The sequence below is a fragment of the Acidobacteriota bacterium genome (assembly GCA_016208495.1).
Classification (GTDB): Bacteria; Acidobacteriota; Blastocatellia; order Chloracidobacteriales; family Chloracidobacteriaceae; genus JACQXX01.
On the sequence record JACQXX010000043.1, the window covers coordinates 38,734 to 53,603 of the forward strand.

Below are 14,870 nucleotides of genomic sequence, written 5' to 3' on the forward strand. Positions count from 1 at the left end.
GGAGTGGTTCCCAGTTGGATGATGACCCCGATTTCGTCAACCCGGTCATCCCTGACGGCGAAATATCTTTTTGGGGTTAACATTCCTCTTGATCGCATCTAACATGGCTTTGCACAAATTGAATTCAACCAGATCGAATTTGATTGAGTACTTACCGAGGAAGTCAACCTACCCGTGGTCAACAAAAGTGTTTCTTCTTCCCTTCAAAATGAACTGAATGAGTTTGAAAGCCTGCTCCAATGGCTCAATTCAGATCGAGAAGCGGCTGGAGTGGCTTATGAAAAGCTGCGAAGTCGGCTGTTGAAGGTTTTCATCAGTCAGGGGGCAGCTTCATCTGAAGATCTGGTTGATGAAGTCTTCACTCGTACGGCACGAAAGCTGAGTGAAGGAGTCCAGGTCCAGGCAACGGATCCCTTTATCTATTGTTATGGCATTGCCCGCAACGTGCTGCGTGAATATCGCAAAATCCAATTGCGTGTGGGTGAGTCCATCGAGCGGGATGAAAGAACCAACCGCCAGCCGCCTGAACCAGCAATCCACCCAACCATCCTCGAACTTGAAGAAGCCGAACGCCAGGAGCGTGAACAACGGCTCACCTGCCTCGAACACGCTCTCTCTCGTCTGACAACCGAAAATCGCTCGCTCTTTCTCGAATATTATCGCCAGGACACCGACTCAAAGATCAACCATCGGGAACACCTGGCTGAAGTACTCGGATTGCCCATGAACGCTATTCGAATCCGGGTTCATCGAATGAAAACCAGGCTCGAAGAAAGCATCCGAAAATGTTTGACCCGCTCCCTCAGCCTTCAGAAAAAAGCATGAAACATTTTTTGAGAAATGGCACTTGATGATAAATAGGCATTGTTCCGCCATTGTGCAAAATCGGGAAACCCTGGTCTCATTTAAACAAGTGCCCTGGATTCAAGCTCTCACAGCGTTCTATTGAACCACTTCTGGTAAGAAAGGATTTCAAGCTCAACTCCCTTTTGGAAAGCAAACCTCAGGATCAATTCACGCTCATTTGATTCATTTTCAGAGGCCCCACAACTGACGCGGGACCTGACTCAACACCCCCTCATCAGGTGTCATTCAGCCCTGACCTGATCATTGGGATGTGTCTCACCCACATTCGCTGAAAAATTACTTATGACCCTTCCTGATGAAAAACTAACCGCCTATCTGCTGGGTGAACTTCCTGAAACAGAACAGGTTGAACTCGAACAACAATATCTCAAGGACGATGAGTTGTTTGAGCAAGTAGAAGTACTTGAAGATGAATTGATTGTGGCATATTTGCTCCATCAACTCCCTACGGATCAAACCCAGCAGTTTGAGTCAGTGTTTCTCCGAGCGCCAGAACGGCAAGAAAAATATAAAAACCTCAAAGCCATTCTTGAATTTGTCAATCATTCCGAATCAGTTCCAGCTTTCAACACCTCGGTTTTGGGTGAAAGGGAAGGCTGGTGGGAAAAAATCAAAGACTTTTTTCGCCCTGCTTTTTCACCCGGAGGGTTAATTCTGGCCGGGTTGACGGCCATGTTTGTTCTGGCGACAACCCTTTCGATTATCGCGTTTCGGTCACACCAGTCACCTGAAGGACCTCCGACCACCGCCGACAACACCCCGCCACCCGTCCCAACTCCGGTTGCAACCAACCCGAATCCAGAACTATTACAGCAAATTGAAACCCTTCAAACTGACCGGGAACGGGAACGAACCCAACGCCAACAGGCTGAAAAACAAATTGCCGAGCTGACCACCACCATTGAACGATTGAAGGTTGCAGGCAAAAAACCAGTTGTGGTCAAGCCTGAAGAAGATCAAACCCGAGCTGCCGATTCCGCCAATTCCAATCAGGCAGTGACCACCATTCCCGCCAGTCCTCCCCTGCCTCCACTGGATGATGATCTGTTATGGCAGTTCATTTCCAACAGCCAAAAACCGGAAGACTTTTTTGGTTATCTCAAACTCTACCCTGAAGGAAAACATGCGGAAGAAGCCCGGACGGCACTGGCGGATTTGCGTCCACAATTGTTGAGCGAGGCTCACAATACCCTTGGAATCAGTCATTTTCGATTGGGTGAATATGACCAGGCGCTGATCGAATTCCAAAAAGCAATTGAGCTTCGCCCACAATTTCCTGAAGCTCAATTTAACCTTGGATTGGTTCTGATTAAGCTTGGAAGGTTGGACGAAGCCCAAAAACTGGTGCAAGCGATAAAGCCGGCTAAACCATCCCTGGCTCGACAACTTGAAGCTGAGTTACGCAAGGCTCGGAAAACGAATTAGGGTGGGAGTCAGTAGTCAGTAGTCAGTAGTCAGTAGTCGAGTGTTGGGATTTTGAAGTGTCTGTCAAGTGTATTTTGTTCGATTTGAGTCAGTTAGGAACAATTCTTTTCAAGAATTCGACGAATTCAACGATCCGGGTTTTGTCTACTGACTACTGACTACTGACTCATCAACTACTGACTACTGACTCACACTAAAACTTGATGGTGTAGCGGGCGGTAAAGTTAATTCCCGGTCCGTCAATCCCCCAGTTAATTCCCCGATGCGAAGCGTCAGTAATGTTTTCCAGTGCCAGGAAAAGTTCCTGATTGTCTGTCAGTCGAATGCCACCTCGAACATTGAGCAGTCCATATCCAGGAACATAGGGAAACATCGGGGATTGCTCTAAATTTCCCAAAACACGATTTTGAACCTGCTCAAGGGTTTCTCCGGTTTGGCGTAGTACGTCATCGGCGGTACCGAAACGGCCATCCGTGCCCGGTGCAACCAGCCCTCGAACCGTTGCTCCGTTGTAAAAGAAATTGCGGATTGAGGTCCGTGAGCGATTGGCGCCAGTTCGGCGATCACTTAAATCGAGCGAAGACAGACGATCTTGCCGATACGCCGCAAATCCTGATACTTCAACCCAATATCGTTTTCCAGAAGGATTGTATCGCAAACGGAGCGTCCCATTGGGTGCCGGGGTTCCGCCTTCCAGGTTGGGAGGTACTCCGGTGGCTTTGTCGCGGGCATAAATGTAGGTGAAATTTCCACCCAGGCTCCAGGCAGCGTTCAGTTTGGCATCCAGCGAATATTCAAGGCCCCACAGTCTGATATTGTCAAAATTGGAGCGGACCAAAACCGGATTGGTTGAGGCATCAACAAAGACCACGCCCGAAGGAAGCTGACTGGTTATCACTTCACCTCCCAGGGATTTCCCAACGGCGCCTTGTGGCAAAATCAGGGCTTGTTTCTGGATATTGTCGTCAATATCGGTAATAAACCCACCAAAATCCGTATCCAGCCAGTCATTGCGAAACCGCAGGCTCAATTCGTAATTTTTGCTGACTTCCGAACCGACCTGCGTGACGGGTCGCCCCGTGGTGACGGCTCTTGAACTGGCTGAATTGCCAACCTCGCCCCCCAGACCGACCACGTCGGGTGCGGCAATTTCAAAACCATCTCCGGTTAATCCCAGGGTGCCCAGATCCGTCATGTGCGGCGCCCGAAAACCACGGCTAAAGTTTGCTCCCAACGATAACCCGCCGATCAACTTGAGAACCCCGCTGGTTCGAAAGGTCACTTGATCAACCCGCAAGGAATCATCTGGCCAGAGTCGCTCGCCCCGCACAATTGGGCTGTCTATGGCTCTGGATTTGTAAGATGCGGCGCCATATCGAACACTGGCCGAAATGTTGAGACGTTCAGGAATTGCTTTCCACACATCCTGAGCATAAAACCCATAGTTGTGATAGAAGGCATTGTTGGGTACCCGGGGTCGCGAAAAGTTTTGAGAGTTCGAAACCACACTCACGGTAAAGGCTGGAGAAATGAGACGGTCGTGGTAGTAATCTCCACCAAGCAGCAAGTTATGGTTGCCGACCCGTTTGTTCCCAAAGAATTGCAGCCCATAGGTGCGCGTCCGTTCTGGTTGATACGTGATGGAACCAAGCGGATTCCCGTTTCCGCCCTGATTGATACGTTCTTCCCGCTGGCTGTTAAAGGAAAAACTCACGGCAAAATTGTCGGCAATCGCCAGGCGCTGGGTATCAAACCGGACATATCCGAAATCAAGCATCAGGTTTTCCAGTTCAGCAATGTTGTTGCCGTCCCCGCCCAGCAACTGGTCATAGCGTTTTCCGCCATCTTGCTGACTGCGCTGATAGTTGAAAATAAACTGATTTCCGCCGCCAAAAGCATAATTGAACCGAATGTTTCCGCCATATTCCGTAAATCCGGTGTCGGGTAGCCGGTTTCCATTGATGATATTGGATGGAAGTCCTAAAAACCGGGTCACCGCAGCATGGGTATCAATGCCATTTCCCGGCCTCAGCGTATTGGTGCGACGCGCTGCCAGGTTCACCAAAAAGCCAAAGTTGTTCCCGCCAAAACCAAACCGGGTGGCCTGTCCAAACGTGGCACTGGCGGAATTAGCAAAGAGGCTGGTTTGCCCATGAAAATCAAACCCGGTGGTGGAAAATGTTGCCGGGCTTGATACAAACTGAATGCTGCCCCCTAAACTGTCGCTGCCATATTGAGAGCTGTTTGGTCCTCGTAACAACTCGACGCTGCGCAGGTTTGAGGGTTCAATCAAGTTCAAAAACGTATTGATTCCACCGCGTTGGGCGGAATTTGAATATCTGACGCCATCAATGAACACAACCACGTTTTTCCCAGTCAGCCCCCGGACGTAAATTCCGCCAATCGTGGGACTCGTTCTTTGTAACGCGGCACCAACCTCCCCGGCGGCAACCTGGGCGATCACCTCAGTGGCACGTTCCTGAATTGTGGTTGCCGGAATAACATTCACCTGTTGACCCAATTGATCTTTATCCTGAACCTGGCCGACATCTGCCGTCACGGTTACCACATCGGTAAACGGGCTAAAGTCCAGGATCAATTCACATTCCACTGGACTGCCATCCGTGACCTGAATTGCCTGACGAGCCTGTAAATTCCCCAGCCCTTCAACATTGACTTCAAAGGTTCCTTGCGGAACGGCTGAAAAGACAAATTTTCCCTCAGCATCAGTCCGTGCCGTGGCAATGATGGCTTGCTGGCTATTGAGCAAGGTAATTCTGGCATCCGGGAAGGATTTTCCGGTTCGGTCCTTTACCGTTCCGGTTACAGTGGTTTGAGTTTTTGCTTGGGGGGCGGCCAGCGTTTTGAATGAAGTCGCACCAGGTGAGACCGCAATGAGACCCGCCACCAAACAACAAAAGATCCATCGGCTATACATTGGTTTCTCCATAAAAAAAAGGAGCTAAGCCCTTTCTGTGCAAGATTTATTTCTTTTTTGAACGACCTGGGAAAATGACGAATTTATCTCTATCCCCGCAATGTTCCGTCATCGCTGAGGTTTATTTTTCATTCTTGACGATTTCAATATTCATCACCGGGTGTACCTCATACCACTGGTGGGTATGTTTGTTGTCATAACGGCTGACGCCATACACTCTTACCCGCTCACCTGGTGAAGGCGGTTTGATTTGACGGGGATTGAGCACTTCACAGACCACAAAGGGCGACGATTGGTTGACGTGTTCAACCAACCGGAAAGTGAGGTCTCCGTCGGCATCAATTCTGACTTCGTTGACCACACCTTCGACCACAATATGAGGCTCGGTATTGCTTTCAATCTTCGAAATTGATACCTCGTGAAAAGCCTGGTCTTCCTCTTCCCCAACCAGGTTTTTAAGTATTTTGCCTTTCACGGGACTGGTGATGTCAGAGTTCAACGCAAACCAGACTGAAAAAACAAGCACTGCTCCAACCACGAACCCGGCTGTCACCGCCATTCCGTGCCAGGTTAGCCATTCCAGGCGGAATCGAGGGGGGTCCGGTTGAGTTCGCTCATTGGGGGTGGCATCCAGTGCCGATTCCAATGCCTCCCAGCCTGAATCAGAGGATTGATGCCGTTCCAGGGCCAGGGCAAATCGCTGGCCACGGCGGAGGTGATCCACTCTGACCCGGCACGAAGGACAATCCAGCAAGTGTTGTTCAATTTTGAATTCCGCCCGTGGGTTCAGTCTTGAATCCACATAGGGCATCAATTTTCGTTGTATATCAATTCTCCAACACCACATATCAGCCTCACAAAGGTTCAGTTTTAGTAAATTCTGGGATTATTGAAAGCGGCGGTTACAGCATCCGTTTGAATGGGCGCAACTGCGCCTCCATTTCCGTCAATGCCCGATGAAGTCGCGATGAAACCGTCCCAATGCTGCATTCCAAAACATCTGCTATTTCTTCATAACTCAATGATTCAACATATCTTAATATGATTACTGTCCGTAATTTCGGTGAGAGTTCGAGTAGCACCTGGGCCAACACCTCCTGTCGCTCCGATTGCAGGTGTAGATCGTCTGGAAGCCGCGAATGGTCTATTTCCTCCTGGCTGCCAAAAAGATCTTCGATAGGGACCATGTCTGGGTGATTTCGTCTCAGAGCGTCGGTGCATTCGTTGTGGGCAATGCGGAGAATCCACGTCTTAAAGCTTGCTTCAAATCGAAAACCAGCCAGGGCCCGGTAGGCTTTGAGAAAGGTGTTTTGGAGCAAGTCTTCTGCTTCCAGACGGTTTCCAATGAGGTACACGATCAGGTTATACACTGTGTCCCGGTACTGGTCATAAAGTTGTCTGAATGCAATTCGGCTCCCGGCCTGCGCGGCGCGCACGCACTCAAATTCATTTTCGGTGGAACCATGGAACTGAAATTGGGTTTGGATATTCACCTGCTTTTTGGGGATGAATGTCGGAATTCAAGATGGTTTTTTGACGGTATCTGGGTGAATAGACGTTGCTGGTTGAAATTTCTTCCCTGCTTGAGTCGCTTTTTTTCTTTTTTTCTTTTCATTGATTGGTTTTTGTTTAACAAAACAGGTTGAATATTCTTTGTAAACAGAAAATTTTTTCAAAGCCAAAAACGACTCTATTCGAAGTTTTCTATGCGTTCTTATCACATTCTGTGTCAGGTCAAGTTAGGGCTGGAAAATAAAAGACTTTTCACCCCTGCTTACATAAGCGGAGGCAGGGGTGAAAACAAGCCAACCCACTACATTGGCGCGGGTAAGGTTGACTCACCGACTCTCCTGATTTATCTCGAACACAAAGTTCAGTAGAAGTGCGAATAATCCCACTCAAGAGAGAAAAATACTTTAATTTTCCGTGAGAAAATAACAGGAATTAAGTCGTCTTTTCGGGATTTTCTATAAAATTATTTCAAGCTACTATTTCCCGAAATTTAAAGTATTTTTCCTGGAGATTTTCAGTCCACAATCCCGGCCCGGCCCTCGAAAACTTTTCAAGGTTGTTTGTGGAGGGAAAACGGGAGTGATTTGGTTTTTTGTCTTTTTCGGGGGTGTGACGTAATCGTGAAATAGCGTTTAATGGCGTTTATTTGGCTTTCCTGAGGTTTTTTTTCAAAAAACGAGTAGTAAATCGTTCCTGGTTTTTAAAATCGCTCCACGGGCGTTTAAAGCGTTTTTACCTTGGCTCGGGATGCTGGCTTTGAGGTGATTTTACCGATCTGACCTTGCTTCATTGTTACTAACAAAAAGAAAAAAAAGGACTTAGGGTTATTTCTTCTTTTTTGGCGATTGTTTTTCCGGGGAGGATTCGTTGAGCTGCCACTTTTCGTCCCGGAGAGGCTTGATTCGCCGTTCCCAGGCGTCCAGGACGTAACGGTGGTAATCATCGAGCGAAAGTGGCAGCCGGTTTTCCCGGTGATCCTCGATGAGGCTTTCCAGCTCAGGGACAAAGTAGGAAAAACTCTTGATCGGGATGCGGGAGGTGTTTCCCCGGAGTTTGCGCTCAACCGTCAAGATCATCGCGATGTCGATCAACCTCGGATCTGTCCCGTTGAACCGCCTCCCCACGCGATCATCGCGCGGCGACCAGGGTTGTATAGCAAATCTCGCATGCGCGCGGATGATATTATCATCAATCATCAAAATATCATCATGGGGGGGTGCAGGGGGGGAGTTATACACGGGGTTCGAACGCTGTATAGCAGCTTGTTTTAACCGCTGTATAGCAGCCGACTCAATAAACACTGTGAATGTTTCACCGGATTGCTGGCATTCTGATTTTATAAGTTCAATTAGGTCAATATTTAGTCGGATTGCAACCAGTTTTGTCTTCTTGCCTTTGAGAGGGTTTTGAACTTCTGTATAGCTTTGGGTTTGAACGTCTGCTATACGAGGGTTTGAACCCTTGTATAGCGAGCTATACAGCGAGCTATACAGTTCTGAACTTGTATAGCTAGGGGTTTGACCTTCTGTATAGCCCTCACTTTGAATGCTGTGCTGTTCTTTATTTTCAATAGTTTGGGAGGCTAAATAGGGTTTTGTATAGCTAGGGGTTTGAACCTCTGTATAGCTAGGGGTTTGAACCCCCGTATAACCAGGGTTTGAAATGTCTGTATGACGTGTGTTTTGAGGCGGTGAAGGCTCTGATCCCCTGGCCTCAGGCATGATGGAAGGGGCTGGTGTCAAAGGCTCAGATTCGGCTTTTTCTTGATTTCGCAGCAGAAAATCATGAGGCATCCCAATCGGATTGATTTTTAACCCAAGCTTTTTCGCCGCCGGTTTGCGCAGGACATCTTCATTTGAATTTTTTGATTTAGGTTTTGTCATGGCTCACTTACCTCACCACCGAAATTTTTTGGCGAGTCATATTCAGTCGGTCCAGAATCTCATCCGTTAAGGCCCAAAACAAATCTGCTGCCCGATGATCCTCGCTGTAGATAACGACGGGTAAATGTTGAGATGGTGCCTCGGCAATCTTGGCGTAGTCGTGAATATTGGTGTCAAAAACGTGTTTGACCAGCGGGAGTACATCCTCGATTGCCGCCCTGGACTCAGCCGATAAATTCCGCGTCGGTTTGTATAAATTGACGACCACCCCAAGGGTTTGTAATTCAGCATTCACATTGCTCCGGACCTGGTCAATGGTATGAGCCAGATCAGCCAGGCCCTGCAATCCCATAGCATCTGCCGCACAGGGAATCACCACAAAGTGGGCGGCATACAGAGCGGCAGACAGCAATTTGCCAAGCTGAGGAGGGCAATCAATCAACACCAAATCATAACTGGAGGCATGCTCATAAAGCTGTTTCCGGAGGCGATGCATTAAATATTCAGGTTGCTGTTCAAAACGGGCCAGCCGGATATCACAGGGAATCAGATCGAGGTTTTTAATCGGTGACTCGACAATCGTATCCGCAATCGAAAGCGGTTCGCGCCGTTGGCCCTGTTGAATTTCAGGTTCAATCAGTACGTGGGCCAGGGTGCCTTCAAACACATCCGTATTGACCCAGCTTTGGGTAAGATTTCCCTGTGGATCACAATCAATTGCCAGAACCTGATACCCACGTAACGCAAAGCACGCTGATAACTCACGTGTAATAGTCGTTTTGCCAACCCCACCTTTCTGGTTGGCAACAGCGAGAATATGCATGACGAACCCCTTTCCAAATCATTGAGAGTAAAACCAAATGGAACCGTTGAGTCCGCTAATAATAGGGTTGAACGGCTGATTTGCAAAGTGGAGTGAAAACCAAACAGATTTCGGTTTGGAAAATCCTGGCGGACAAAACCGAGGGCATCAGGTATCGGCGGCATTCAGACACTTTGTTTTCCAATAACCAAACTTCCAAATGGGAAAATGGGTGAATAAACCGCAGAAAACAAAAAAGTGACTTCAATTTTGGCCAGAACGACCAGGTTTGGGAAAGAAAATTCCGATCAATGAAAATAAATTGGCCTGACTGGGATTTCAGGCCAACATCGGGGAGCACATAAACCGTAACCTCGAAATATTCACGAAGGAACGCGAGCGGCCTCATCTAACTTTGGGGTTTTCCTTCGTGAATTTTTTTTAAGGTTGTTTCCACCCGTTACCTCCTGGCGCTGGTGTTTCCTCGGAATCACTGGCTGGAACTGTGGGACTGGCGCTGGATGATTTTGATGAACCAGAGGCTGAATCAACCTTTCGGTCTAATTTTTCAAGAAATTCAATCACTTTTGGATAGCCACCGTACTCGGCTGTCCGATCCCCTTTTTTCCGTTTGATGTTCAGTGGTGGGTCTGAACCGGCAATTTCGTCTTCGATAGTGATCAACTTGTTTTTCAAATCAATCACGGTGACTGTCCAAATGTGAACTTTGGCATCAACTTTCCCGCCGTTGCCTTCCAGGTCATACTGGCCGATTACCTTCTCATCTTTTTTGACCAAAACCACGGTTCCGATTTCATCTTTGCTTTTCGCCTGCCAGTCAGCTTTGACCGAATAGTTCAGCGAATCACCAATTCCCAATTCCTTATCCACAACATAGATCTTCCCGGTTGTGTACCCTCGCCCGGAGGCGGAGTCCAGACCTGTGAGGGCCGCCAGCTCTTTGGCATAGGCTTTGAGCTCGGTTTCCTGACGTTCGCGGGCAACTTGTTCAGCCGTGGGTTTATTAAAATTAGACACCAGCAAACCAATCCCAATCAATCCGCCAAACAAAACCACGACCAGCAAGGCGCCAATGGCCAGGATTTTGCCAAGTTTTGACCCTTGCTGGCGCGGTTGATTGATGGGTGGACCGTGAGGGGTGTAGGGATTGGGGTTGGGTGGTGGCGCACCCCAGGATTGGTTCTGGGGTGGAGGAGAATGGGGCACCTGTCCATATGGTGAATTGACCACGGGTGGTATACCAGCCGCCACGGTTGGAATCCCGGATCCAGCAGGTGGTTGACCGCCGGGGTTGTATGGTGGTGGTGGCGCCATCGGTGCCGCCACGGTTGGTGGCATTGGTGCTTGAGGGGCGCGAGGTGCGGCGGGCGGGGGGGGCATCACAGGTGGCAAGTTACTCTGTCCAAATGGGGTCGTGGCCTGGAGCGGGAGGTTTGGTGAAGTGTCAGGCCGGGCACTACTTATCGGCATGGTTTGATAGGCGGCTGGGGGCCGTGACGCCGGAGCCGGTTGAACCAGTGTCGGAATTTCAGGCGCTTGCCCTGGGCTGGGGGAACCACTCGCCGGCTGGTTTCCACCAAACTTCCGCAGGAGCGCACTTAATCCTTCACCAAATCCCTGACCGACCGCCGCAAATCGCCAATCATCTTTCAGATAAATTTCACCGATGATAATTGATTTTTCAGCCGAAAAATCGGCGCCACTCAATGGAAATTGGATGGCTGGACCAGTGCTGGCAATAATTTGCAAGGCACCATAGGCAAGCTGGCTCATGACTGGAGCGCCATTGATGGTCGCCGTGAATACCAGCTTTTGCGATTGTTTGGGTAAACTGCCGAGGTTGACCAGAAATCGGGCGGCGGGGCTCCCTGGACCGTCAAGCAACCGAACTGATCCGCAGGGGGACTGCATTTGGCGTGAATAAATTAAATACCGATCATCAATGATCCGTTGGGAGGCATCAACCACAAAACAACAATAATCAATTGGTGTTGGGCTGGAAAAACCAACCTGCAATACAACTTCAAACGATAAACCACTGACGAGTTCAGATAATCGAGCCTTTTGTCCGCGAATAAAATTTTGCATATCGTTTCCTTCCCGAATTGAGCGAATTGAAATCCAGTAATCTCAGTCTGCCGGAAAAGGTTCCTGGTGACCCAGCACGGATCGAATTTTAAACAAGGAAATCACAGCATACACAGAATACACTGAAAATGAATCAAGTCGGTTGCGAAAAGGGTGATTTCCTCAGCAGAAGTTCGGAAGAAAATTCAGGTTAAAACTGTCTGTTCCGATTCAGAGGCCAGGCGTTCTCGAAGTTGATCGGCAGCCAGTTGTAAACAGTGCCGCACGTCTTCATCCGACAAAACCGCCCGATGGGCATTGGATCGGACCTCAACCGTGCAGGAAAACTCCCGTTCCGGGAGGTATACCTTAAAGCGTTGAGCCGCGACGGATGAGGCTTGAGTTTTTAGCGGTTCGGATTGTGCCTTTGATCCCTGATCCTTAATCCGCAAAAGCCATCGTTTGGCCGCTGGAACCTGCTGGTTGGAAGCCAGTCGGGAGAGTTGAAGCATTCCATTGAGCGTCGCTTCCGGGTTTTGCCGGCACAGCGCCAGGACTGCTTCACTCAGTTCAGCAATCCGAAGCCAGTTGGCCAGGGTGGTGCGTTTTAAGCCAACCACCCCTGCCGCATCTTTTGTGGTTGGCAGATTTTTTGAAAGATCGGCCAAGGCCAGGGCTTTATCCACGACGTGCAGGTCCTCGCGTTGGATATTTTCAATCAGCGCCAGTAATTTCAGCTCGGGTTCATTCACGGTTCGAACCATGAGCGGCACATGTTTGAGCCCAGCCTGGCGAGAAGCTGCCCACCGACGATGACCGGCAATCAAGGTATAACTCCCATCTTCATTTGGGGTTCCAACCAGAGGTTGTAACAAGCCGTGTGCCTGGATACTGGAACTGAGTTCATCAAGCCGGTCTGCTGACATTTCGCGTCGAGGTTGAAAGGGATTTGGGCGGATTTGATCCAGATCAACCCAAATGACCTGTGGATTTTCAAGGATCTGCTGGGGTGGTTCGACGGGCATTGAGCCTGGTGGTGAGTCCTGGCTCATTTGGGAAAGTTGGGCCAGTCGTTCAGCCGAAACGCTCCAGCGCAATTTTTTAGCCATTGACCACCTCACTCAACGGACTGGGCACTTTGATTTGGTCAAAGAGCCTATCCGCCACAGCACTCACATCCTGGTTGGCGGCACATCTGGCATCATAGGCTTTGAGCGGCATTCCTTGCGTGCCGGCTTCGGCCACGCTGACGTAATCGCGAATGGCCGGAAACAACGGGTATCCAAACGAAGCACAAATCCGGTCGCGAAGTTCTTCCAGATGATGACGGTGCAAAACCAGTCGCGGGTTAAATATCGTGGGGACAACTCCCAAAACTTCAATCGTGGGCAGCCGCATATTGGTTCGTCGTTGTTGAACCTGCAAAATTTCGCGATGGACCTCGGCAAACGCAACCACAGCTTTTCCTTCAGGTTGAACCGGGATCAAAAGCGCATCCGCCGCCAGCAGCACCTGATGGGTGAGTTCAGCAATTTTGGGAGGGCAATCAATCAAAATCAGATCATATTTAGCTTTGAGGCGGTCAAAAACACCCAGCAGGCGGGCCGGGTCGTGTTGTTGCGCCAGTACCCATTCATCATCAATCAAGGTATGGTTGGCCAACCCGAGGTGGACTCCAAATTCTGACTGAATTCGGATCGGATCCCCTTTTGGTCCCCCACGCATGCAGATTGATGACCAGAAGAGATCCGTCACGGGCCGTTCGGCGGGTGTTTCGCCAAAGAAAACCCCCAGCGTTCCCTGTGGATCAGCATCCACCAGCAATACTCGTGACCCACGCCCGGCAAGTTCAAATCCCAGATCCCGAGTCAGGGTGGTTTTTCCGACACCTCCGGCTTGATTAAACACCGCTACTGTTTTGACACAATTGTTTTGTCCCTTTGTCATGGTAAAACCGAAACGTAATTGAAGTGGATTGATTTCTCAGTTGGACCGAGGGCTTGAAACTAAACCGAATTGCCCGAGAACTCAAGCCATCCGAATTGTGGAGGATAAAGAATGCCGGTTTATAGTCAGTAGTCAGTAGTCAGTAGTTCCCTAAGTTCATTTGATTGAATTACTTGATTGTTTCAGGATGCGAGGCATCCACTTCAAAATTGGATAAAAAGATGAAAAAAAACAGGGAAAGTGAGACAAGATGACAGAGTGACAGGGAGACAGGGTGACAAGGAGACCGGGTGACAAGCTGACTGGGTGACAAGGTGACAAGGTGACAGGGTGACAAGGGGACCAGGTGACAAGGTGTCAGGGTGACAAGGTGACATCACTTCAGTTGAGACTTTTTAGTTTTTTGTGCAAATGGCTAGACTGGATTTTTTAGCTCGTTTTTAAGTTTAGATAAACTGTTTATATTCAATGCTTAATGACTAAAGAAAGAGCCAGTTACTTGGTTTTTCCAGGTTAAATTGACTGGTTACAGAAAAAATTGAACAGTCCTCATTTGTCACCTTGTCACTTTGTCACCCTATCTCCTTGTCATCAACGAAGGTCTTTTACTGCGTGGCCACCGCGCCATGGTCATCACAGTGATCACCGTGGATGTGGTGAAGCCGCCCATTGACCAGAAAATCCATATGATCGCCATGCGGAACCTGCAGGTGTCCGCAGCCATCGTGGTGGCATTCGCATTCAGTTGGAGCGCAGCTATCGGGATTGGTTTCGCTGACGGCGAGGGTGTGTTCGTCTACGTGGTCACCGTGGGCGTGGTGGAGGTGGCCATCGTGCAGATAATCAACATGGTCTTCGTGTTGAACGCGTACGTGGCCGCAATTTTCGGTATGAACGTGGGTGTGATCGTTGTGAACAGTACAGGACATAGGAAATTCCTTTCTCTTTCGGGGTCGGTATTGAACGAGCGGAAGTCAATCACCCGTGCTGGATGTGCTCCACTCCTTGTTTAAAAAGACTGCGAATGTGGTCATCAACCAGAACATAGAATGCATGCCGGCCATCTTTGCGAACCGTCACCAGTCGGAGCGTTCTGAGTAACCGCAACTGATGTGACACAGCGGATTGGGTCATTCCAAGCAACAGGCAAATTTCACCCACGCACATTTCCTTTTCAGCCAACAAACTGATGATTCGCACGCGGGTGGGGTCAGCCAGAGCTTTAAAGAGTTCGGCGACCTGGAAGGCCGTGGTGCCATCCAGCAAGTAAACGGTTGAGTCTTTTACCAGAGCGTCTCCGGCGTGTTCAGTCAGGCAGGAAGTGGAATGTTCGGGCATATGAACCTTTCAACATATGAGCAAGTGTTCATATATTAAGCAAGGATTTGGTTCTGTCAACCTTTATTTT

Annotated in this window: 13 protein-coding genes; 2 read left to right on the forward strand and 11 right to left on the reverse strand. The window is 49.2% G+C overall.

What is annotated here, in order from left to right; translation table 11 throughout:
• Positions 1-174 precede the first annotated feature (174 nt).
• Together HY774_07360 and HY774_07365 are read left to right on the forward strand one after the other, a co-directional pair.
• Positions 175-825, forward strand: coding sequence for a hypothetical protein (locus HY774_07360; GenBank protein MBI4748291.1), 651 nt, complete (start codon positions 175-177; stop codon positions 823-825).
• 324 nt (positions 826-1,149) lie between these two features.
• Positions 1,150-2,292: a tetratricopeptide repeat protein gene (locus HY774_07365; GenBank protein MBI4748292.1), complete on the forward strand. Its 1,143-nt coding sequence runs from the start codon at positions 1,150-1,152 to the stop codon at positions 2,290-2,292.
• 193 nt (positions 2,293-2,485) lie between these two features.
• On the opposite strand, the gene HY774_07370 is transcribed toward HY774_07365, so the two are convergent.
• From HY774_07370 to HY774_07420, 11 genes are all read right to left on the reverse strand, one after another.
• Entirely contained in the window at positions 2,486-5,230 is a 2,745-nt protein-coding gene (locus tag HY774_07370; GenBank protein ID MBI4748293.1) for a TonB-dependent receptor, read from the reverse strand.
• Between the two features lie 121 nt (positions 5,231-5,351).
• Positions 5,352-6,077, reverse strand: a complete 726-nt coding sequence (locus tag HY774_07375) for a zf-HC2 domain-containing protein (GenBank protein ID MBI4748294.1) — start codon at positions 6,075-6,077, stop codon at positions 5,352-5,354.
• A gap of 55 nt (positions 6,078-6,132) precedes the next feature.
• Positions 6,133-6,666: a sigma-70 family RNA polymerase sigma factor gene (locus HY774_07380; protein MBI4748295.1), complete on the reverse strand. Its 534-nt coding sequence runs from the start codon at positions 6,664-6,666 to the stop codon at positions 6,133-6,135.
• An 84-nt stretch (positions 6,667-6,750) separates the two neighbouring features.
• Positions 6,751-6,912 carry a hypothetical protein gene (locus HY774_07385; protein ID MBI4748296.1) on the reverse strand — a complete coding sequence of 54 codons (162 nt, stop codon included), beginning with the start codon at positions 6,910-6,912 and terminating at the stop codon, positions 6,751-6,753.
• Positions 6,913-7,566: 654 nt separating this feature from the next.
• Positions 7,567-8,625, reverse strand: a complete 1,059-nt coding sequence (locus HY774_07390) for a hypothetical protein (GenBank protein MBI4748297.1) — start codon at positions 8,623-8,625, stop codon at positions 7,567-7,569.
• A 7-nt stretch (positions 8,626-8,632) separates the two neighbouring features.
• Complete coding sequence (locus tag HY774_07395) at positions 8,633-9,448, reverse strand: ParA family protein (protein ID MBI4748298.1); 816 nt, start codon at positions 9,446-9,448, stop codon at positions 8,633-8,635.
• 420 nt (positions 9,449-9,868) lie between these two features.
• Positions 9,869-11,536, reverse strand: coding sequence for a TerD family protein (locus tag HY774_07400; GenBank protein ID MBI4748299.1), 1,668 nt, complete (start codon positions 11,534-11,536; stop codon positions 9,869-9,871).
• Between the two features lie 185 nt (positions 11,537-11,721).
• Positions 11,722-12,624, reverse strand: coding sequence for a ParB/RepB/Spo0J family partition protein (locus HY774_07405; protein MBI4748300.1), 903 nt, complete (start codon positions 12,622-12,624; stop codon positions 11,722-11,724).
• Positions 12,617-13,462, reverse strand: coding sequence for a ParA family protein (locus HY774_07410; protein ID MBI4748301.1), 846 nt, complete (start codon positions 13,460-13,462; stop codon positions 12,617-12,619). The genes HY774_07405 and HY774_07410 overlap by 8 nt, the downstream gene beginning before the upstream one ends.
• Before the next feature lie 605 nt (positions 13,463-14,067).
• Positions 14,068-14,391 carry a hypothetical protein gene (locus HY774_07415; GenBank protein MBI4748302.1) on the reverse strand — a complete coding sequence of 108 codons (324 nt, stop codon included), beginning with the start codon at positions 14,389-14,391 and terminating at the stop codon, positions 14,068-14,070.
• Positions 14,392-14,440: 49 nt separating this feature from the next.
• A complete protein-coding gene (locus tag HY774_07420) occupies positions 14,441-14,800 on the reverse strand; it encodes a helix-turn-helix transcriptional regulator (protein ID MBI4748303.1) in 360 nt (119 codons plus the stop codon).
• Between the last annotated feature and the right edge of the window lie 70 nt (positions 14,801-14,870).